This window comes from Mesorhizobium sp. SP-1A (assembly GCF_032460275.1).
Taxonomy (GTDB): Bacteria; Pseudomonadota; Alphaproteobacteria; order Rhizobiales; family Rhizobiaceae; genus Mesorhizobium.
This window is the reverse complement of the sequence record NZ_JAVXZD010000001.1, coordinates 744,206-764,599: the sequence shown is the minus strand read 5'-3', so window position 1 is coordinate 764,599 and position 20,394 is coordinate 744,206. Positions and strand designations below refer to the sequence as shown.

Annotated in this window: 21 protein-coding genes; 8 read left to right on the top strand and 13 right to left on the bottom strand. The window is 66.4% G+C overall.

Features of this window, described 5'->3' with window-relative positions; all coding sequences use genetic code 11:
• Nucleotides 1-126: 126 nt before the first annotated feature.
• Both QU595_RS03670 and QU595_RS03665 read right to left on the bottom strand, forming a co-directional pair.
• Nucleotides 127-1,902, bottom strand: coding sequence for a tetratricopeptide repeat protein (locus QU595_RS03670; protein WP_315919239.1), 1,776 nt, complete (start codon nucleotides 1,900-1,902; stop codon nucleotides 127-129).
• A gap of 155 nt (nucleotides 1,903-2,057) precedes the next feature.
• Nucleotides 2,058-2,690, bottom strand: coding sequence for a LysE family translocator (locus QU595_RS03665; RefSeq protein WP_315919237.1), 633 nt, complete (start codon nucleotides 2,688-2,690; stop codon nucleotides 2,058-2,060).
• 179 nt (nucleotides 2,691-2,869) lie between these two features.
• Here QU595_RS03665 and blaOXA point away from each other — a divergent pair, with 179 nt between their 5' ends.
• Complete coding sequence (gene blaOXA / locus QU595_RS03660; RefSeq protein ID WP_315919235.1) at nucleotides 2,870-3,676, top strand: class D beta-lactamase; 807 nt, start codon at nucleotides 2,870-2,872, stop codon at nucleotides 3,674-3,676.
• 41 nt (nucleotides 3,677-3,717) lie between these two features.
• On the opposite strand, the gene QU595_RS03655 is transcribed toward blaOXA, so the two are convergent.
• Nucleotides 3,718-4,734, bottom strand: a complete 1,017-nt coding sequence (locus QU595_RS03655) for a polyprenyl synthetase family protein (protein ID WP_315919233.1) — start codon at nucleotides 4,732-4,734, stop codon at nucleotides 3,718-3,720.
• Between the two features lie 170 nt (nucleotides 4,735-4,904).
• On the opposite strand from QU595_RS03655, the gene QU595_RS03650 reads away from it, so the two are divergent.
• From QU595_RS03650 to moaB, 6 genes are all read left to right on the top strand, one after another.
• Entirely contained in the window at nucleotides 4,905-5,129 is a 225-nt protein-coding gene (locus tag QU595_RS03650) for a DUF2007 domain-containing protein (RefSeq protein WP_315919231.1), read from the top strand.
• Nucleotides 5,126-5,914 (top strand): tRNA1(Val) (adenine(37)-N6)-methyltransferase, encoded by a 789-nt coding sequence (locus tag QU595_RS03645; RefSeq protein ID WP_315919230.1) that lies wholly within the window; start codon nucleotides 5,126-5,128, stop codon nucleotides 5,912-5,914. The genes QU595_RS03650 and QU595_RS03645 overlap by 4 nt, the downstream gene beginning before the upstream one ends.
• A 75-nt stretch (nucleotides 5,915-5,989) precedes the next feature.
• Nucleotides 5,990-6,853, top strand: coding sequence for a S49 family peptidase (locus QU595_RS03640; RefSeq protein WP_315919228.1), 864 nt, complete (start codon nucleotides 5,990-5,992; stop codon nucleotides 6,851-6,853).
• 84 nt (nucleotides 6,854-6,937) lie between these two features.
• A complete protein-coding gene (locus tag QU595_RS03635; RefSeq protein WP_315919227.1) occupies nucleotides 6,938-7,123 on the top strand; it encodes a hypothetical protein in 186 nt (61 codons plus the stop codon).
• Between the two features lie 28 nt (nucleotides 7,124-7,151).
• Complete coding sequence (locus QU595_RS03630) at nucleotides 7,152-8,042, top strand: 4-(cytidine 5'-diphospho)-2-C-methyl-D-erythritol kinase (RefSeq protein ID WP_315919226.1); 891 nt, start codon at nucleotides 7,152-7,154, stop codon at nucleotides 8,040-8,042.
• The gene (gene moaB, locus QU595_RS03625) at nucleotides 8,039-8,596 is read left to right on the top strand and encodes a molybdenum cofactor biosynthesis protein B (protein WP_315919225.1); all 558 of its coding nucleotides are present in this window, start codon (nucleotides 8,039-8,041) and stop codon (nucleotides 8,594-8,596) included. Before QU595_RS03630 ends, moaB begins: the two co-directional genes overlap by 4 nt.
• A gap of 8 nt (nucleotides 8,597-8,604) precedes the next feature.
• Here moaB and QU595_RS03620 read toward each other — a convergent pair whose 3' ends face one another.
• From QU595_RS03620 to QU595_RS03610, 3 genes are read right to left on the bottom strand one after another with little or no spacing between them, the layout of a single operon-like run.
• Complete coding sequence (locus QU595_RS03620) at nucleotides 8,605-9,468, bottom strand: NlpC/P60 family protein (RefSeq protein ID WP_315919223.1); 864 nt, start codon at nucleotides 9,466-9,468, stop codon at nucleotides 8,605-8,607.
• A gap of 12 nt (nucleotides 9,469-9,480) precedes the next feature.
• Entirely contained in the window at nucleotides 9,481-9,831 is a 351-nt protein-coding gene (locus QU595_RS03615; protein ID WP_315919221.1) for a MarR family winged helix-turn-helix transcriptional regulator, read from the bottom strand.
• Between the two features lie 55 nt (nucleotides 9,832-9,886).
• The gene (locus QU595_RS03610) at nucleotides 9,887-11,251 is read right to left on the bottom strand and encodes a leucyl aminopeptidase family protein (protein ID WP_315919219.1); all 1,365 of its coding nucleotides are present in this window, start codon (nucleotides 11,249-11,251) and stop codon (nucleotides 9,887-9,889) included.
• 124 nt (nucleotides 11,252-11,375) lie between these two features.
• Here QU595_RS03610 and QU595_RS03605 point away from each other — a divergent pair, with 124 nt between their 5' ends.
• Nucleotides 11,376-12,206, top strand: a complete 831-nt coding sequence (locus tag QU595_RS03605; protein ID WP_315919217.1) for a tetratricopeptide repeat protein — start codon at nucleotides 11,376-11,378, stop codon at nucleotides 12,204-12,206.
• A gap of 57 nt (nucleotides 12,207-12,263) precedes the next feature.
• Here QU595_RS03605 and QU595_RS03600 read toward each other — a convergent pair whose 3' ends face one another.
• From QU595_RS03600 to cpaB, 7 genes are all read right to left on the bottom strand, one after another.
• Nucleotides 12,264-13,283 carry a type II secretion system F family protein gene (locus QU595_RS03600; RefSeq protein WP_315919216.1) on the bottom strand — a complete coding sequence of 340 codons (1,020 nt, stop codon included), beginning with the start codon at nucleotides 13,281-13,283 and terminating at the stop codon, nucleotides 12,264-12,266.
• A gap of 62 nt (nucleotides 13,284-13,345) precedes the next feature.
• The gene (locus QU595_RS03595; protein ID WP_315919215.1) at nucleotides 13,346-14,359 is read right to left on the bottom strand and encodes a type II secretion system F family protein; all 1,014 of its coding nucleotides are present in this window, start codon (nucleotides 14,357-14,359) and stop codon (nucleotides 13,346-13,348) included.
• A 55-nt stretch (nucleotides 14,360-14,414) separates the two neighbouring features.
• Nucleotides 14,415-15,902, bottom strand: a complete 1,488-nt coding sequence (locus QU595_RS03590) for a CpaF family protein (protein ID WP_315919213.1) — start codon at nucleotides 15,900-15,902, stop codon at nucleotides 14,415-14,417.
• A 29-nt stretch (nucleotides 15,903-15,931) separates the two neighbouring features.
• The gene (locus QU595_RS03585; RefSeq protein ID WP_315919212.1) at nucleotides 15,932-17,206 is read right to left on the bottom strand and encodes an AAA family ATPase; all 1,275 of its coding nucleotides are present in this window, start codon (nucleotides 17,204-17,206) and stop codon (nucleotides 15,932-15,934) included.
• Between the two features lie 22 nt (nucleotides 17,207-17,228).
• Nucleotides 17,229-17,954, bottom strand: coding sequence for a CpaD family pilus assembly lipoprotein (locus QU595_RS03580; RefSeq protein ID WP_315919211.1), 726 nt, complete (start codon nucleotides 17,952-17,954; stop codon nucleotides 17,229-17,231).
• A 14-nt stretch (nucleotides 17,955-17,968) separates the two neighbouring features.
• Nucleotides 17,969-19,507 (bottom strand): type II and III secretion system protein family protein, encoded by a 1,539-nt coding sequence (locus QU595_RS03575; RefSeq protein WP_315919210.1) that lies wholly within the window; start codon nucleotides 19,505-19,507, stop codon nucleotides 17,969-17,971.
• Nucleotides 19,504-20,319, bottom strand: coding sequence for a Flp pilus assembly protein CpaB (cpaB, locus tag QU595_RS03570; protein ID WP_315919209.1), 816 nt, complete (start codon nucleotides 20,317-20,319; stop codon nucleotides 19,504-19,506). Before cpaB ends, QU595_RS03575 begins: the two co-directional genes overlap by 4 nt.
• Between the last annotated feature and the right edge of the window lie 75 nt (nucleotides 20,320-20,394).

Sequence of the window (20,394 nt, the reverse complement as noted above, 5' to 3'; positions counted from 1 at the left end):
GCTTTCGCGCAAGCGCGAAACCGGCTCCCGGCCGGGGCCCCGCTGCCTCCGGCAGCTCCCCGGCGTTCGACACCTGCCATGATGCCACCGGCATCATGGCTTTCGCGCAAGCGCGAAACCGGTGTCTCACCCCTTCGGGGCCGGGGCCGGATCAGGCTTGGGCTTCTGGGTTTCCTGCGCCGTCGTCGGCTCGATCGGCGGCAGGCCCTTCAACAGCTTCTGCTCCACCGAACCCAGGAGGTCAGGGTCGGGCTTGAGGTCGCGCGCATGGTTCCACTGGAAGGTGGCTTCCAACTTGCGCCCGACGCGCCAGTAGACGTCGCCCAGATGGTCGTTGAGCACCGGGTCTTCCGGCTTCAGCGAAACGGCGCGCTCCATCTCGCGCAGCGCGTCGTCGTAGCGGCCGAGCTTGTAATAGGCCCAGCCCAGCGAATCGATGATGTAGCCATCGCTCGGCCTGAGATCGGCGGCCTTCTGGATCATTTCCAGCGCCTCCTTCAGGTTGGCGTTGCGGTCCACCAGCGAATAGCCGAGATAGTTCAGCACCTGCGGCTGGTCGGGGAAAAGCTCCAGCGCCTTGCGGAAATTAGGCTCCGCCTTGGCCCAGTCCTTCAGCCGCTCATAGGCGATGCCGCGCTGATAGAAGATGTTCCAGTTGGCCTTGGTCGGGTCCTTCAGGCGTTCCACGGCCTTGTCGTAGAGGTCGGCGGCGGAGCGGAAATCCTCCTTCGAGGAATAGACGCCGCCAAGCGCCAGATAGGCCCGCATGTCGTCGGGATGCGCATCGAGCAGCGTCTTGAGATTCGCGATCGCCTCGTCGTTGCGGTTCAGGTCCGCCAGATTGAGGCCGAGCTGGAGATCGGCAATCTCCTTCAGCGGAGAGTTCTCGGGAATGCGGCGGTAGAGCTCGATCGCCTTCTGGCCGTCCTTCATCTGCTCGGCCACGGCGGCAAGCTGCATCAGCGCCGCGTCGCTGTCGGGCCTCAGCGCCAGCGCATATTCCAGGTAGAGGCGCACGAAGGGTTCGCCGCCGCCCCGGTTGAGCGCCGTGGCAAGGTCGAGCAGGATCTCCGAGGCGCCCTCCGCGGGGCTGGAAACCAGCGGCGCGGGCTTCTCGCCCTTGGCGATCTGCGCACGCAGCGCGACGATCTCCGGCTTGCCGGAAACGAAGGTCTCGGCCTGGTCGAGGACGGATAGCGCCTTGTCCTTGTTGCCCTGCCGCGCCAGGAAGGATGCATAGGCGGTCGCGCAGCGCACCCAGGTCTCGGGCGCGGCACCGCCGGCGGCGGTGTTGGCGACGGCCGCTGAATAGGCGGCGTCGGCCTTGTCGCCGAGGCCGGCGACATCGGCGATCAGCGCACGGTGGTACGACTTGAACAGGTCGAACCATTCCGGCCCTTGCAGCTTCTTCACATAGGCCATCGCTTCGCCGCCATGGCCGGCGCCTTCCTTGGCCCAGCCGGTCATGATGCCGGAGATCAGCTTGTCGAGGTCGGCCTCGAGCGACAGCTTCAGCCAGTATTCGGCCTTGGAATAATCCTTCTTGCGGAACGATTCGACAGCCAGCGCGAGCCGCGAGAAGCGCTCGACGTCGGGCACTTCCTTCAGCTTGTCGGCATAGGGCAGCGATTCGGAAAAGCGGCCGTCCGCGATCAGCGACAGCATCAGGCTCTGTTGCAGCGCCGCGTCGTCGGGATCGAAGGCGAGCGCCTGCTTGTAATAATCGATGGCGTTGCCGAGGTCGTTGTCCGCTTCGGCCACGCGCGCCGCCAGGAACGCACCCGAGAGCGAGGTGATTTCCGCCGGTTTGTCGGACTGCTTGGCGAGTGCCGGCTGGCCGACCGCCGACACAACAGCGAGAACAGCCAGGCCCGAAAGCCAGCGAGCGCGTCTTTGCCGCATATTTTCCCTTTCCTTGGGCGGCCGCGTTCCGCGACAGGCCGCCATATGATCAACCATCGGGCCGAAGCATGGCCTTTTTGCGTTCAGGCTTCAATCCAGGCTGCGCTCACAATCTGTCCGGCAGATGACGCCGGCATGGCGTCCGGTCCGGCGGCTCAATTCCTTTGCAGCACCAGGTGCAGGCCCAGGCCGACCAGCAGCGCGCCGCCTGCCCGGCGCGCCATGCGCTGGGCGCGGCCGGAGCGCTTCAGCCGCGACACCACCGCGCCCGCCAGCGCCACGCAGACGATGTCGGCCGACGAGAACATGAGGTTGACGATGGTGCCGAGAATCAGGAACTGCGCCCAGACCGGCAAGGCCGCCGCCGGATCGACGAATTGCGGCAGGAAGGCCAGGAAGAACACGGCCGTCTTGGGATTGAGCACCTCGACGGTGACGCTTTCGAAGAAAGCGCGCCGGCCGGACTTCGGCCCGATCACTGGCATGGCGCCGTCCTCCTCGCCCCGGCGCCGGAACAGCGAGATGCCGAGCCAGACGAGATAGGCGGCGCCGACGAGCTTCACCGCGAAATAAAGCGGCGGAACGGCATGGAAAAGCACCGAAAGGCCGGCTGCGGCGGCAACGACATGGACGTATCCGCCGAGATGGATGCCCAGCGCCGCCATCAGGCCGGACCAGCGCCCGCGCGCCATGGTCTGCGCCGCGGCGTAGAGCATGGCCGGTCCGGGCATGTAGGCGAAGACCGCCGTGGTTAAAACAAACGCAACGAAAAGGTCTGCAGATGGCATGTCTCGCTCCACCGGGCCATTTTGATGCCCGAAACCGGTTACATAGAGCATTTCCGTTTTTCCCCGAAACGCGAAAACGTTCTATCTCCTTGTTTCTACGCATTCCGAACGGAAAACCGCTCCGCAGTTTTCCCGGAAACGCCTTAACTGAGTTCCCCGCCATGCCGAAAGGTTCGAAAATGAAGCTGTGCAGCCTGCCGATCGCGGCGACCGGGCTCTTCCTGTCCGCCGCGGGCGCCCATGCCGGCATCCTGTGCACGGCCATGGCCGATGCCGCCACCGGCAAGGTGCTGAAGAAGCAGGGCGACGGCTGCGACCGGCGCGTCACCGCCGCCTCCACATTCAAGATCGCGATCAGCCTGATGGGCTACGATTCGGGTTTCCTGAAGGACGAGCACGCGCCGAAGCTGCCGTTCAAGCAGGGCTATCCCGACTGGATCAAGTCATGGCGCGCCGACACCGACCCGGCCAGCTGGATCAAGAACTCCGTGGTCTGGTATTCGCAGCAGGTCACGCAATCGCTCGGCGAGGACCGGTTCAAGCATTACGTGACTGCCTTCGGCTACGGCAACCAGGACGTCTCGGGCGATCCCGGCAAGAAGGACGGGCTGACGCGCTCCTGGCTCAGTTCCTCCCTCAAGATTTCGCCCCTGGAGCAGCTCTCCTTCCTGGAGAAGCTCGTGAACCGCCAACTGCCCGTCGGCGCACACGCCTACGACATGACGGCCAGGATCACTTCGCTCGGAACCCTGCCGAACGGCTGGGAAATCCACGGCAAGACCGGCGCCGGCGGCCCCCGCGCGGCCGACGGCAACATGGACGGCAGGCGCGCCTATGGCTGGTTCGTCGGCTGGGCGACGAAGGACGGGCGCACCGTGGTGTTCGCCCGGCTGATCCAGAACGAGAAGAAGGAGCCGGTCAGCCCCGGCCTGCGCGCACGCGAGACCATGATGCGCGAATTGCCGGGCCTCCTCGATTCCAAATGATCGGGCTCAATGAGAAGTGACGGGCAGGCCGTCGCGACGCCTCAGTTGACGCGGCTGATGCAGAAATCGATCACGTCGATCAGGGCCGCCTTCTGCGGCGTCGCCTCCAGCGGCGCCAGGGCGTCGCGCGCGATTTCGCCGAAATGGCGTGCGCGGCCGATCGTGTCGGCGATGGCGCCGTGGCGGGCCATCAGGCCGATGGCCTTTTCCAGCCCGGCATCGTCGGCCTGGTTTTCTTCGATGGCGCGTTTCCAGAAGGCGCGCTCCGCCGCCGTACCGCGCCGGTAGGCGAGGATCACCGGCAAGGTCACCTTGCCCTCGCGGAAATCGTCGCCGACATTCTTGCCGAGATCGTTGCTGGAGCCGCCATAGTCGAGCGCATCGTCGATGAGCTGGAAGGCGAGCCCGAGATTCATGCCGTAGGAGCGAAGCGCCGCGCGGTCGGTGCGCGAGGCTGCGGCGATCACCGGGCCGACTTCGGCGGCAGCGGAAAACAGCGCCGCGGTCTTGGCCTTGATGACGGCGAAATGCTCGTCCTCCGTTGTGTCGAGGTTCTTGGCCGCCGCAAGCTGCATCACTTCGCCCTCGGCGATGATGGAGGCGGCGGTGGACAGGATATCCAGCGCGTCGAGCGAGCCGACCTCGACCATCATGCGGAAGGCCTGCCCGAGCAGGAAGTCGCCGACCAGCACGCTGGCCTGGTTGCCCCAGATCATGCGCGCCGTCTTCTTGCCGCGCCGCATGCCGCTCTCGTCCACCACGTCGTCGTGCAGCAGCGTGGCGGTGTGCATGAACTCCACGGCGGTCGCCAGCTTGACGTGGCCCTCGCCCGAATAGCCGAACATCTGGGCCGCTGCCAGCGTCACCATCGGCCTGAGCCGCTTGCCGCCCGACGAGATCAGGTGGTTGGCGATCTCTGGGATCATCTCGACGTCCGAGCCGGCCTTCGACAGGATCAGTTCGTTGACGCGGGCCATGTCCGCCGAAGTCAGGGCGATCAACTCGCCAATCGATGCGGTTTCCCGCTTCCCGTTTTCGAGATTGAGAACGACGCCCACCAACGATACTCCCCGTCCTTATGGAATGCGCGACGGCTTCCTTTGCTGCATTCGAGTCTAGGCGGCGCCCCAGCCAACGGCAAGAGGCGAATTGGCGCAAGCGAGCCCCCCAGGAGGTCCCATCCGGTGGGATCATTTACATCGGCGCGCCAAGCTGCGAATTTCATCGCATGATCGAACTCGTGCGGACCAACGACCCCGTCATCATCTCCTTCGTCGAATCGCTGATGCGCGACGCGGGCATCGGCGTCATGGTGGCAGACCAGAACATGAGCGTTCTGGACGGATCGCTGGGTATCCTGCCGCGGCGCATACTGGTCGAGGCCGCACGCGCCGACGAGGCGCGGCGCATCCTCACCGACGCCGGCATCGCCAACGAACTCCGCCCCACATGACGGCTTCCGGCGCCGCAAAGCCGGCCTGCACGGTGGATGCGTTCCATCGCGGCCGCTTCTGGCTGGTGCAGCCGGAGCAATCCGGCCACCGCGCCGGCATGGACGCCATGATGCTGGCGGCTTCCGTGCCATCGGCCTTTTCCGGACGGCTTGCAGACCTCGGCGCCGGCGCGGGCGCCGCCGGGCTGGCAGTCGTCTCGCGCTGCGACGGCGCCAGCGCGCTGCTGGTCGAGCGTTCGCCCGAGATGGCCGCCTTCGCGGAGACCACGCTTGCGCATCCCGCCAACCAGCACCTCGCCAATCGCCTCGATGTGCTGCGCGCCGACGTGACTCTGACCGGCCGGGCGCGGGTCGCCGCCGGACTCGACGACAATTCCTTCGACTTCGCCATCATGAACCCGCCCTTCAACGCCGCGATCGACCGCGCCACGCCCGACACGCTGAAGCGCGAGGCGCATGTGATGGAGGACGGGCTGTTCGAAGGCTGGGTGCGCACCGCCGCGGCCATCGTCAAGCCGCGCGGCGGGCTGGCCGTGATTGCCCGGCCCGTTTCCCTGCGCCCCCTGCTCGACGCGATTTCGGGGCGTTTCGGCAATGCCGAGATCCTGGCCGTGCATCCGCGCGCCGACAAGCCTGCCATCCGCATCGTGGTGCGGGCGGTGCGCGGCGCGCGCGGAGGGCTGTCGCTGCAACCGCCGCTGATGCTGCACGAAGGCCCGGGGCATCGCTTCTGCGAACGCGCCGACGCGATCAACAACGGGCTTGCCTCGCTGTTCGGGGACTGAGTTTTTCAGCCCGGCATTGCCCTTCCGGCGCAAATGCCTACATGGTGCTCGCCTTCAATTGGAGACAGTTAGTCCGTGCGCCGTCTGCTTTCCCGCCTGCTGCCGAAATCCTGGCGCCCGAACATCGTCACCATTCCCGTCATACGGCTCCACGGCGCCATCATGGCCGGCGGCCAGTTCCGCCCTGCCCTGTCGCTCGCCACGACGGCGGGGCTGATCGAGAAGGCCTTCGCCTTCGACGCGCCGGCCGTCGCCATTTCCCTCAACTCGCCGGGCGGCTCGCCGGTGCAGTCGCGTCTGATCTTCAGGCGCATCCGCGATCTCGCCGTCGAGAAGGACAAGAAGGTGCTGGTGTTCGTGGAGGACGTCGCGGCTTCCGGCGGCTACATGATCGCGCTGGCCGGCGACGAGATCATCGCCGATCCGTCCTCCATCGTCGGCTCGATCGGCGTCGTCTCGGCTTCCTTCGGCTTCCCGGAACTGCTGAAGAAGATCGGCGTCGAGCGCCGCGTCCACACCGCGGGCCAGAACAAGTCCGTTCTCGACCCCTTCAAGCCGGAGAAGAAGGAGGATGTGGAGCGGCTGAAGGCGCTGCAGCTCGAGGTGCACGAAACCTTCATCGACCTCGTCAAGGAACGGCGCGGGACCAAGCTGAAGGACGATCCCGACCTGTTCACTGGCCTGTTCTGGACCGGCCGCAAGGGCCTGGACCTCGGGCTGGTCGATGCGCTTGGCGACATGCGCGCCACGCTGAGGCAGCGCTTCGGCGACAAGACCCGGCTGAAGCTGGTTTCCCAGCCGCGCGGGCTGCTTTCCCGCTTCGGCCTGTTCGGCTCGGCGCTGAAAGGGGGCTCGGCGCCGGACATCGCCGCGGCCGCCGCGCACGGGATTGCCGATGCGGCAGAGGAGCGCGCCCTTTGGAGCCGGTTCGGTCTTTGAAAAACCATCCGGAACCGTTAGGATGATGATGCCTTCCGGCCCTGACGCCGCTTCCGCGCCGAAGCCGGGAGGAAGGAGCACGACATGCCGCAGATCATTTTGTTCATCATCGTAGGCGTGGTCGCCTATGTCGGCTACAGGTCCTTCACGCGCGAAGCGGAGCGGGTGACGGCCAAGGTGCGCCGCGCCGAGAGGCAGCAGGCCAACGGCACCCACGGCACGCTGGTCAAGGACCCCAAGACCGGCGAATACCGGCTGGCCAAGGACTGATCGCAACTCCGCATCCCGAAGCCTCACGGTGAACCTCGCCGCAGTCCCGTCGGCCGAATTTGCGCCGGCCAAGATCAATCTCGCGCTGCATGTGACCGGGCGGCGTCCCGACGGCTATCACCTGCTCGAAAGCCTGGCGGTGTTCACCCGCTTCGGCGACCGTCTCCAGGCGATTCCAGCCGAAGAGGACAGCCTCGCGGTGTCGGGGCGTTACGCCGCCGACGTGCCGCTCGACGGCCGCAACCTGATCGTCATGGCGCGTGACGCCCTGCGCAAGGCGGCAGGCACGCGGGACACCTTTCCCGTCGCCATGGCGCTGGAGAAGAACCTGCCGGTCGCGTCCGGCATCGGAGGCGGATCCAGCGATGCCGCGGCGGCCCTGCGCCTGCTGGGCAGGATCTGGGGTCTGGACATCGACGCCGCGGAAATGGCGAGCATTGCCCTGTCGCTCGGCGCCGACGTGCCGATGTGCCTTGCCGCGCGGCCCCTGTTGGCGCGCGGTGTCGGTGAGGATGTCGCGGTCCTGCCCGCGTTCCCGCCGCTGGGGCTTGTGCTGGTCAATCCGGGCGTTCCGATCTCGACCCCGCAGGTGTTTTCCGCCCTGCGCAAGCGCGACAACGAGCCTCTTCCGGCGCTTCCGGCGCGTTTCGATTTCCATGGCCTCCGCAACTGGCTGGCGGCCACCCGCAACGACCTCGAGGCCCCGGCGCAGGAAATCCAGCCCGCCGTGGCGGAGGCATTGCGGGCACTGAAGAAGGCGGATGCCGGCTTTGCCCGCATGTCGGGCTCCGGCGCGACCTGCTTCGGCCTCTACGAAACGGGCAACGTCGCCAAGCGCGCCGCGGCCCTCATCCGCGCCCGCCACCCCGATTGGTTCGTGGCGGCGACGCGCAGCACCACAGCCGAGGCCAACGAATGACCGAGCCGGGATCGCCACGCCCCTTCATTCCCGTCCGCATCGCGGTGCTGACCGTTTCGGACACGCGCAGCCTGGCCGAGGACAGGTCCGGCCAGACGCTGGCCGAGCGCATCGAGAAGGCCGGCCACATCCTCGCCGCGCGCGACATCGTCACCGACGACAAGGACCGGATCCGCGACAAGGTGCTCGGCTGGACGAAGGACGAAGGCATCGACGCGGTCATCACCACCGGCGGCACCGGCTTCACCGGCCGCGACGTGACGCCCGAGGCGCTGGAGCCGATCTTCGAGAAGCGCATGGACGGCTTCTCGGAAGTCTTCCACCGCATCTCCTACGACAAGATCGGCACCTCCACGATCCAGTCGCGGGCGACCGGCGGCGTGGTGAACGCCACCTTCGTGTTCGTGCTGCCCGGCTCGCCCGGCGCCTGCAAGGACGCCTGGGACGGCATTCTCGAAGCACAGTTCGACTATCGGCACATGCCCTGCAATTTCGTGGAGATCATGCCGCGGCTGGACGAACACCTGAAGCGCGGTGGCGGCAAGAGCGCCTGAGAGCCCTTTCAGGGGCGGCGGAATCCGGTCGGGCCGCCGCCATAGAGATAGCCGATGCGGTCCACGGCTTCCTTCAGCCCCTCGCGCGAGACCAGCATGGTGTGGCCGCTGGCGTGGATCATGTCCCTTTCGCCAGTCATGATGGCGACATGCCCCTTCCAGAAGACGAGGTCGCCGCGCCTCATGCCGGAAAAATCCGGTCCCGGCTCGAAAGCCTCGCCCAGCCCCGCCGCCTGCATGTCGGAATCGCGCAGCACGTCGCGCCCGGCCATGCGCATGGAAAGCTGCACAAGGCCCGAGCAGTCGATGCCGAAGCCCGACGCGCCGCCCCACAGATAGGGCGTGCCGAGCAGGGTTTCGGCCACGGCCACATAGTCGTCGGCATGCGCTTCCACCGGCCTCAGATGCGCGGCGATCACCGCCTCGCCCGAAGGCAGCAGCGCGTATTGCGTGCCGCGCGTCTCGGCGCCGCCGACGACCGTCACGGCCGATCCCATGGACAACGCGCCGGCGCGGGGGAAACGCAGGTCCGCCCCCGGATAGACGAAAGTGCGCGGCACCCGCACGACATGGGTCGGCGCGGCATCGCGCCCGCCAAGTTCCCTCGTCTCGACATAGCCGACATAGGAGTCGCGCACGGCCTGCACCCAGGCCCAGCCGTCGGCTTCCTCGAACACCAGCAAGTCGTCGCCGCGCAGGAATTGCGTGTTGACGCCGGAGTCGGGCTTCGGCGCCTTGCGCACGTCGGCCACGGCAACCGAAATGCGCGCAGGGCGGCCGGCGACGAAACGCTCGGCCTCCACCTCGCCTTTCAGGCGGACATCGGCAAGGTCGGTGCGGAAAGCGTGGAGACGTACATCGTGAATGGTCAAAGCGGTGCTCGTTCAGATCGGGAGTTCAGCGGCCCTGGCGATGATAACATCGCCGAAGCGCTCGACATAGAGCGCGCCTTCCACGGTGCGCTTGATGAGGACGTTGCGCCTGTCGAGCGGATCGCGATGGCGCGACACCAGTTTCAGCGCCCCCATCGTGTCGAGCGCGCGGGTGATGACCGGCTTGGTCACGTCGAGCCGGGCCGCCAGGCCGCGCACCGTGTGCGGCGGCGCGTCGAGATAGATGGTGAGCAGGATCGTCATCTGGCGCGTGGTCAGGTCCGGCGCGTCGCCGTGCACTTCGGCGAGCCCCACCTGCTGCCAAAGCCGCAACGCCTGGCTGGGACGCAGTGTGATCGGCATCGCGCCAGCATGGAGCAAAACCGTTTCGGTTCCGTTTCATTATTCGAGACGCGAATCAGCCGAAACGGGTCGAGATCAACCGCTCCAGCGCCCTTATGCCCTGCGCCTCGCCGCCGACGGGACCATAGGGTCGGTCGGCGGGGTTCCAGGCGAAAATGTCGAAATGGGCCCAGCTTGCCGCCTTCTCCACGAAGCGCCTGAGGAAAAGGGCGGCCGTGATGGAGCCGGCAAATCCGTCGGAAGTGACATTGTTGACGTCTGCTATCTTGGACGACAGCTTCTTGTCATAGGGTTTCCAGAGCGGCATGCGCCACAGCGGGTCCTCGACCGCGAGGGAAGCCGCGGCGAGGTCTGCGGCAAGAATGTCGTCGTCGGTGTAGAAAGGCGGCAGGTCGGGGCCGAGCGCGACGCGGGCGGCCCCCGTCAGCGTGGCCATGTCGATCAGCATCTGCGGCGCCTCCTCGTCGGCCAGGGCCAGCGCGTCGGCCAGGACAAGCCGGCCCTCGGCATCCGTGTTGCCGATCTCGACGCTGACGCCCTTGCGGCTCGCCAGCACGTCGCCCGGGCGGAAGGCGTTGGCCGATATCGAGTTCTCCACGGCCGGGATCAGCACCCGCAGCCTGACCTTCTGGCCGGCAGACATGATCATGGACGCAAGCCCCAGCACATTGGCCGCGCCGCCCATGTCCTTCTTCATCAAAAGCATGCCGGAAGAAGGCTTTATGTCCAGCCCGCCGGTGTCGAAGCACACGCCCTTGCCGACGAGGGTCACTTTCGGCGCATCCTCCGGACCCCAGACGAGGTCGACCAGGCGCGGCGCCTGGGCGGCAGCGCGGCCGACAGCGTGGATCATCGGAAAATTCTTCGCCAGAAGATCGTCGCCCTCGACCACCGAAACCTTCGCCTTGTGCGCGCCGGCCAGGGTGCGTGCCGCCTGCTCCAGCGCGGCCGGACCCATGTCGTTGGTCGGCGTGTTGACGAGATCGCGCGCCAGGACGACCCCGCCGGCAAGACGGCTCACGCGCGCGGCGTCAACGCCTTCCGGCACGGCGAAGCGAAGCGCCTTGCCGGTCTTCTTGCCGTAGCGGGTGAAAACGTAGCCGCCCAGCACCAGCGCCAGCGCCGCAAGCTCGGGATCGGCCGGTGGCGTGGCGAAATGCCATTCGCCTTCCGGCAGCGCGCGGGCCAGGGCGCCGAGCGCCAGCGCGCCCTCGCCTTCCCCGACGCCGAACAATGCACCGGCAATTGCGCCGTCCGCGCCGGGTACGACCAGGGTGCGGCCCGCCTCGCCCGAGAAGCCGTTGGCGCGCGCCCAGGCCGTCTCCTGCGGCGACAGTCCGGCCTTTTCCAGCCCGTCCCTGCCGACAAGGCGCACCGGCAGGCTGCTGGCGGATTTCTTCTCGGTCAGTTCGACGGGCATGGCCTGTTCCTTAACGTGCGGTGAGATTCGGAGAGCGTTTTTAACGGACTGTTAGGGTTAACAGAATATTTCTCGGCAAGGGAAACGATTGCTTAACGACCGGGCGCAGACGGGGACGGGGCCGATGCCGACACTTCGCACCATGAAGGTTTCTTCCGCGCGGGGCGTGGCCACGGCGCTGACGCTGGCGCTGGCCGTCGGGCTCGCGGGTTGCAGTTCGGTCAGCAAGTTCACGACCGGTTCCATCTCCCGTTCCGGCGGCAGGTCGGTCGACACGATGTCGTCGGGCGAGTTGCACAGCGCTGCGGCGTCGCTCGGCCAGGCCTATGCCAGGAACCCGACCGACAAGGGCACCGCGATCAGGTTCGCCACCGTGCTGCAGATGGGCGGCGACGCCGATCAGTCGCTGGCGGTGATGCGCAAGCTGGCCATCGCCTACCCCAAGGACCGGGACGTGCTGGCGGCCTACGGCAAGGCGCTGGCCGCCAACGGCCAGCTCGAGCCGGCGCTCGAGGCGGTGCGCCGGGCGCAGACGCCGGAATATCCGGACTGGAAGCTGGTGTCGGCCGAAGGCGCCATCCTTGACCAGCTCGGCCAGAAGGAGGATGCGCGCCAGCTCTACCGCAAGGCGCTGGAACTGAAGCCGAACGAGCCTTCGGTGCTGTCCAATCTCGGCATGTCCTATGTGCTGGAGGGCGACCTGCGCATGGCAGAGACCTATCTGCGCACGGCGGCCCAGCAGCCCAACGCCGACAGCCGCGTGCGGCAGAACCTGGCACTGGTCGTCGGCCTGCAGGGCCGCTTCGACGAGGCCGAGAAGATCGCCTCGCAGGAGCTTTCCCCTGACCAGGCGCAGGCCAACGTCGCCTATCTGCGCCAGATGCTGTCCCAGCAGAATTCCTGGAACCAGCTCAAGGCGCAGGACAAGCAGCAGCAGACCGCCGCAGCCAACTAAAACTTTTTTCGCTACGGATCGGTTCAACGAGCCGGATCGGCCGATGCCGACCGGCTCCTACTGCGGACTGCTAGCGGACGGCCTGTCGCCGAAAATGCCGTGCTGGCTGACCTGGATACCGGCGGGGCCCAGGATGATGGCGAACAGAACCGGCAGGAAGAACAGGATCATCGGCACGGTCAGCTTCGGCGGCAGGGCCGCGGCCTTCTTCTCGGCTTCGTTCATGCGCATGTCGCGGCTTTCGCTGGCCAGCACCCTGAGCGCATGGGCGACGGGCGTGCCGTAGCGCTCGGCCTGGATCAGCGCCTGCGTGACGGATTTGACCGATTCGAGCCCCGTCCGGCCGGCGAGATTCTCATAGGCCTGCCGACGTTCCTGCAGATAGGACAATTCGGCGTTGGTCAGCACGAATTCCTCGGCCAGTTCCACCGACTGCGCGCCGATCTCATCGGCCACGCGCCGCAGCGCCGCTTCCACGGACATGCCCGATTCAACGCAGATGAGCAAAAGGTCGAGCGCGTCCGGCCAGGCGAGCTGAATGGATTTCTTGCGCTTGGTGGCGCGGTTCGAAACATAGAGCACCGGTGCGTAGAAGCCGGCATAGGCGGCAAGCACGCACACGAACAGCTTCATGAACAAGGGCTTGTCGCCAAGCGTGCCGAGCACGAAGATGTACGCCGCCGCCAGCGCGAAGCCGGCAAACGGCAGCACGAGGCGAAAGAACAGGAATTTCGTCAGCGGGTTCTGGCCGCGGAAGCCCGCCATGCGCAGCTTCTGGGTGGTGCTTTCGTCGGCCAGCGCCCTGCGCAGGTCCAGCTTGTCCACGATGTGGCGCATGCCGGTCGACTGCTGCTCGCGCAGGCCCGAGCGGCGCCTGTCGGCCTCGGCCGCCAGCCGGGCGCGCTGCTTGGCGCGCAGTTCGTCCCGCTCCAGCGCCACCGACTTCATGCGGGCCTTGAGCGGATCGCCACCGAAGGCGGGCAGCAGCGTGAAGACGGTGGCGAAGACCGCGATGCCGACCAGCAAGGCGATCAGGAAAGACGGGTCCGTGAGAGTTTTGATGACCTGCTCGGTCATGGGCGCCGCCCTTTCCGTCGATGGCCCCGGCGGCGCGCGCGCGTCGCCTGCGGCCCGCTGCGCTACACTTCGAAATTCATCATCTTGCGCATCACGAAGATGCCGATCGACATCCACACGCCCGAGACGCCGAGGATCAGGTTGCCGGTGCTGGTGGTGAACAACGGCATGATGTAGTTCGGGCTGCTCAGATAGACGAGCAGGGCCACGATGAACGGCAGCGCGCCGATGATGGCGGCCGAAGCCTTGGCTTCCATCGACAGGGCGCTGACCTTGGCCTTCATTTTCTTGCGGTCGCGCAGCACGCGCGACAAATTGCCGAGCGCTTCCGACAGGTTGCCGCCGGCCTGGCTCTGGATCTGGATGACGATGCCGAAAAAGCCCGCTTCCGGGCACGGCATGGTTTCGGGCATGCGCAATGCGGCGTCGGGGATGGACAGGCCCATCTGCTGGGAATCGACGATGCGCCGGAATTCGGTCCTGACCGGTTCGGGCGCCTCGGTGGCGATGAGGCGTATGCCGTCATTGAGCGGAAGGCCCGACTTCACCGCGCGCACGATGATGTCGAGCGCGTTGGGGAACTCGTTGAGGAAGGCCTTGACGCGCCGGCCCCGCCTGAACGAGACGAACCAGCGCGGCAGGCCGAGCCCGCCCGCCAGCAAGGCGCCCGGCAACACCAGCACGGGCGCGCCGGCCATATAGACGAGCATCGTCAGGACAAGCGCGCTGACGGCCGAATAGACGTAGAATCGCTGCATCGTCACCTGCATGCCCGCCTGCCGAAGCTGCACCCTGATTGGCGGCTTCTTGACGACACGGTTGTTCGTCTTCTGCTTCTCCTCAAGCTCCTTCAGTGAATCCTGCAACGATTTCCGTCGCTTGGCGGCCTCGGCCAGCCGGTCGCGCGAGGCCTTGACGACATTGCCGTCGGTCTCGGCCGCCTTGATCGTCTCCAGCCGGCGCCCGACCTGCTTTTCGCTGGTGATGCGCTTGAAGAGGAACGCATAGGCGACCGCGCCGGCGCTGATGCCGGCAAGCGCCGTGAAGGCCAGGACGGTGGTGTCTATTCCGAACATGGTTGCCGGCCCCTACCCCGGAACATGTGGCGCAGGCCCGATCACGGCGATCGGCCTAGTCCGCCCGCTTCTCCATGGCTTCAAGCGCGTTGGCCAGCCGCTGCTCCTCGCCGAAATAGCGCGCCCGCTCCCAGAAATGGGGACGCCCGATGCCGGTGGAGACGTGCTGGCCGATGATCCTGCCGTTCGCGTCCTCGCCCTTCATATGGTAGAGGACGAGGTCCTGGGTGATGATGACGTCGCCCTCCATGCCGACCACTTCGGTGATGTGGGTGATGCGGCGTGAGCCGTCGCGCAGGCGCGCGGCCTGGATGATGACGTCCACCGAGCCGACGATGATCTCGCGCACCGTCTTCTGCGGCAGCGAATAGCCGCCCATGGCGATCATCGATTCCATGCGGTTCAGGCATTCGCGCGGGCTGTTGGAGTGGATGGTGCCCATCGAGCCGTCATGGCCGGTGTTCATGGCCTGCAGCAGGTCGAACACCTCGGGGCCGCGCACCTCGCCGACGATGATGCGCTCGGGGCGCATGCGCAGGCAGTTCTTCACGAGGTCGCGCATCGTCACCTCGCCCTCGCCTTCGAGGTTGGGCGGGCGTGTTTCGAGGCGCACCACATGCGGCTGCTGGAGCTGGAGCTCGGCCGAGTCCTCGCAGGTGATGATGCGCTCCTCGCGGTCGATATAGTTGGTGAGGCAGTTCAGCAAGGTGGTCTTGCCCGAACCCGTGCCGCCCGAAATGACGATGTTGCAGCGCACCCGGCCGATGATCTTCAGCACGTCCGCGCCCTCCGACGAGATGGCGCCGAAGCGGACGAGCTGGTCGAGGGTGAGCTTGTCCTTCTTGAACTTGCGGATGGTGAGCGCGGTGCCGTCGATGGCGAGCGGCGGCGCGATGACGTTGACGCGGGAGCCGTCGGGCAGGCGCGCGTCGCAGATCGGTGAGGATTCGTCGACGCGCCGGCCCACCTGGCTGACGATGCGCTGGCAGATGTTGAGAAGCTGCTGGTTGTCGCGGAAGCGGATGCCGGTCTGCTCGACCTTGCCGTTCACTTCGATGTAGACGTTGTGGGAGCCGTTCACCATGATGTCGGCGATGTCGTCGCGCGCCAGCAGCGGCTCCAGCGGCCCATAGCCCAGCACGTCGTTGCAGATGTCCTCGAGCAGGTCCTCCTGCTCGGCGATGGACATGGCGAAGTTCTTGATCGCGATGATGTCGTTGACGATGTCGCGGATTTCCTCGCGCGCGCTCTCGGAATCGAGCTTGGCGAGCTGCGACAGGTCGATCGTGTCGATCAACGCGGAAAAGACCTGGCTCTTGGTGTTGTAGTAGTTCTCGTTGCGCTCGCGCTGGGGCCGGCGCTGTTCGGCTGCCAGAGGCGGCGCTTCCACCGCCCTGCGCACCTGGGCGGGGGCGGCGGGAGGCGGCACCGGCGCGGCGGGCCGGTCCAGCGTCACCGTCTCCGCGGGCCTCTGTTGGGGCGAAGGCTGGCGCAGTTCCGGGACGATCCGGCCGCCGTCGTCATTGCCTCTTCTGCCAAACATGATCGACTACCAATCCCGCCGCAAATGCTTCACTTCTTGCCGCGCCGCAGCGCGCCGAGGATGTTGCCGAGGCCCGCCTTCTTCTTCGCCTTCAGTTCGCTCCTGCCGGTCAGCACATGCGCCATCTCGTTGATGGCGGCGACGATCGGGCTCTTGGCGTCCATCTCGCCCAGCATGCGCCCGTTGTTGGCGGCATTGCCGAACAGCACCGGCTCGAACGGCACCACCGCCATGGGCGTGATGCCGAGCGGCTCGGCGAAGTCCTGCACGCTTATTTCGGGCCGCTTGGGCACGCCGGCCTGGTTCAGGATGAGCTTGGGCGCCGGATCGTTGGGCCGCAGCTTCTTGAGCATGTCCACCAGGTTCTTGGTGTTGCGCAGATTGGCGAGTTCCGGCGTCGCCGTGATCACGATCTCGTCCGCCTTCGCCAGCGTGTTCTTCGACCAGCCGCTCCAGACATGGGGAACGTCGAGCACCAGAACGGGCGTGCTGCGCTGCGCGATGTCGATGATCTGCGCAAAGGCCTCGGCGTCGAAGTCGTAGACCCGGTCGAGGGTCGACGGCGCCGCCAGCAGCGAAAGATTCTCCGCGCAGCGGGCTAGCAGGCGGTCGAGATAGACCTCGTCGATGCGCTCGGGCGAGAACACAGCTTCCGCTATGCCTTGCGCCGGGTCCTGGTCGAAATTGATGTTGGCGGTGCCGAAGGCCAGATCGAGGTCGGCCACCATCACCTCGGACTTGAACAGCGCCGAGACGGCCCAGGCCACGTTGTGGGCCATGGTCGAAGAGCCCACGCCACCTTTGGCGCCGACGAAGGCGATGGAACGGCCGATCGGCTCGGCATCGGGATCGATGAAGATCGTGGCGATGACGCTGACGATGTCGGCCATCGAGACGGGCGCGATGACATATTCGGAAATGCCGCAGCGGATCAGTTCCCGATAGAGCCCGACGTCGTTGTAGTGGCCGATCACCACGACCTTGGTGGTGGGGTCGCAATGTTCGGAAAGCTGGCCGAGCAGTTCCAGGAGTTCCTTCGGCTCCGCGCGGGATTCCAGCAGGATCAGGTTCGGAGTGGGCGCGCTCTGGTAGAATTCGATCGCCGTGGGTATGCCGCCCATATGCACCTTGAGATGCGCCTTGGCCATGCGGCGATCCTCGCCGGCGCGCTCGATCGGGTGGGCGACGCCCTCCGTCTCGCAGAATGCCTGGATCGAGATGCGCGGAATGGGCCGCAGCGACTGCATGGCGGCGACGTCGTGCGTGCCGCCGTCGATCTGGTTATCGTAGGCTAGATTGCTCATTTCCTGCGCCCCTGCCCGCCCGTCAGTAGTCTACTTCGGTGCGCGGCACCGGCGAGAAGAAGGGTGCCTTGCGGTAGCCGTCGATCACCACGCCGCGGCGTTCCGCATCGACCGTGGTTTCCTTGCGCGGTCCGAGAAGGTCGTTGGGATTGGCGATCTGGGCGGCGAGATTGTTCTGATAGGAGCAGCCGAAATCGGCGTAGTGCCTGTTGTCGGTGGTGTCGAGCAGGTCGCCGGGCCAGCGCCCGCACCGGTCGGTGTGCGCCTTGACCGAGGAAAACGCGACCCTGACCGGAGCCGAGGCGTCGACCACCGGCGCCTGGTAGGACAAAAGGGCGATGCGATCCCTGCGGATCCCCTGCGCGGCGGCAAACCTGGCGAAATCGCGGGCCGCGGCCTGCGCGGCCACCTGATTGGCCGAGCCGTCTGGCGCGGCGATGGTCAGGACAGGCGCTGCGCTGCGGTCATAGGTTTCGAGAAAGCCGGCAAGCGTCTGCTTTTGCGCGCGCGTCATGCCGCGATCCTGCGCGCCAACGGCAAGATCGAGCTTCTCGGCCTTCTCGGAAATGACGATGGGATGGTTGGTGCGATAGTCGTCCGGGATCGAGCCGACAGTGATGCTGTCGCGGTTGGCGCAGCCCGCCAGAAGCGCCGTGGCGGATGCCGCCGCCAGCGCCAGGACCTGGCGTGCCATGCGGGAGCGGATCGCCCCGTTTCGGGCGCGCGCCTTGAAATCTGTTCCAGACATGTCCCGTCCCCCGCTTACTTGTAGATGAAGCCGACAACGCCGTGGTAGCGCCCGGCGGGCCTGTCGGTCTGCATGGTGCCGTAGACGCGGTTCACGCGGCCGAGGAAGATGCCCGCGCCGTCGCTCGCCGGGTTGAAATTGTCGTCGGGCTTGGCAAGCTCGTTGCGCGCCACCGGCCGCGCCAGATAGGGCGTGATGATGATGACCAGCTCGGTCTCGTTGCGCACGAAGTCGCGGCTGCGGAACAGCGTGCCGAGCACCGGTATCTTGGTCAGCCCCGGCAGGCCGTTGATGGCCTGGCGCACGTCGTCGCGGACGAGGCCTGCGATCATCATCGAACCGCCGGACGGCAGTTCCACCGTCGTGTCGGCCAGGCGCTTGCGCAGCGACAGCATGTTGGTGCCGGGGTAGTTCAGCCCCGTGGCCAGCGGCACGGAGCCCTCCGTCGTCGGCTCCGAGACAGAGGTCCTCACCTTGAGGCTGATGCGGCCGGGAGACAGGACCACCGGCTGGAATTCGAGGCCGATGCCGTATTCCAGCTTCTGCATGCCATAGGTGACGGTGTCCTTCTCGCCCTTCGCGCGCTCCTCGTTGTTGACGGCCTGCACGCTCTGGCTGTTGACCAGGTTGAATTCGCCGCCGACCTTGAAGGTCGCCTTCTCGCCGGAAACGGCGGTCAGCGTCGGCTCGGCGAGCGTCTTCATGACGCCCGCCTGCTCCATGGCGTTGATGTAGGACTGCAGGCCGGAAGCGCTGATGTTGTAGCCGGCATTCGTCAACGGCTTGCCGAGGCCGGCGAAGGTGTCGCCGAAGGCGCCCCATGAAATGCCGTCGGCGCCGCCGTTGCCGATCATGTTGACGCCGAGCTGCTTCATGACGTTGCGGCTGACCTCGGCGACGGTGACCTTCAAGGTCACCTGATCCTCGCCGATGATCTGGAGCATGTTGATGATGGCGCTCTTCTGGCGTTCATGATCGGGGTTGTTGATGTCGACGCCGCTTTGCGAAGAGCCGCCGGCCGCCGTCTGCGAATACTGGCCGGTCGTGGCCTCGCCGCCGGTGACGAAGGCGTTGGCCAGCTGCTCGGCGCGCTTGGCGTCGAGCGGCGTCTCCACCGTTCCGGTCAGCACGACGTTGTCGTTGACCAGTTCGACGTGGATGTCGGACCCCTTGATGAAGCGCTTCAGGTTCGCCTCCAGGCCCGCGACATCGCGCTCGATGGCCAGATCGAGGCTGACGATCTGCTCGCCATTGGCGCCGAACACGAAGATGTTGGTTTCGCCCACGGCCTTGCCGAACAGATAGATGCGCCGCGAGGTGCGGGTGACGGCGTCGGCCACGGCCGGGTTCGCCACCAGAATGTCATAGGCGTCGCTCGGCAGGTCGATGACGACCGACTTGTTCAGGCCGAGCTTGACGCGCTGGGTCGCGGCCGAGGCGCTGGTGCGGGCCGTGGTCGTGCGAGACTGCGACGCGAAAGCCGCGTCCGCGCCGCTCAGCAGCAATGCGGCCGCGGCAGCCAGGGCGAGATGAATTTTGCCGTTCCGCCTCATTTCCTCGCCCCCACCTCGGAGATTTCGCCGGACTTGATCAGGCGCACCGTTCCGCGCCGCCCGTTGCCGGAAACCAGATAATCGGCCTCGCCGACCACCTTCTCCTGCGCATCGGCAACCGGCCGCAGCGCCAGCGTCAGCCGGTCGGCCATCTGCTGGGCGACGGTGATGATCTCGGCCTGCTGCGGCGTCAGCTCCAGCGTCGCCGTCTGGCCGACCCTGGTCTTCTTGCCTTCTTCATCCTCCTGGATGGTCTGGTCGATCGCCAGCACCCGGATGTTCTTCAGGATGGTTTCGGTGATGAAGCCGCCTGCCCCGCCTGCGCTGGCGTCGGCCTTGCGGGTCATGATGACGTCGACGAAATCGTTGGGCAGGATGAAGCCGCCCGCCGAGGTGTCGGCGTTGATGGAAGTGGCGACCGCCCGCATGCCCGAAGGCAGGATGGACGACATGAAGCTCTGCCCTTCGCCGATCAGCTTGGAGCGCCTGAGCGGCTCGCCGGCATACATGGCCATCCGCGCGACCGAATCCTTCAGTTTGTCGGCGGCGTCGGGCTCATTGGCGCGGGTGATGAAATTGGCGTTGACGCCGTCGGAGGGCCATTTTTCCCACCGGATCTTGCCGCCAAGGGTGTCGCCCATCGGCACGTCGCCCGAAAGCACGAGCACGTCCTGCAAGGCGATCTGCGGCTTCTGCACGCCGCTGTCGACCACCACGGGCGCAGGGATGGCGACCATGTTCTTGGCGACATAGCCGGCACCGCCCGCCGCCGCGACGGCGACGCCCAGAATGATCAACCGCGATGCTGGCATTTTACGAATCCCGCCCTGGCGAACCACCTAACCCAGGGGCGACATTGCCTTCGCAATCGTCAAATTAAGGTTAAT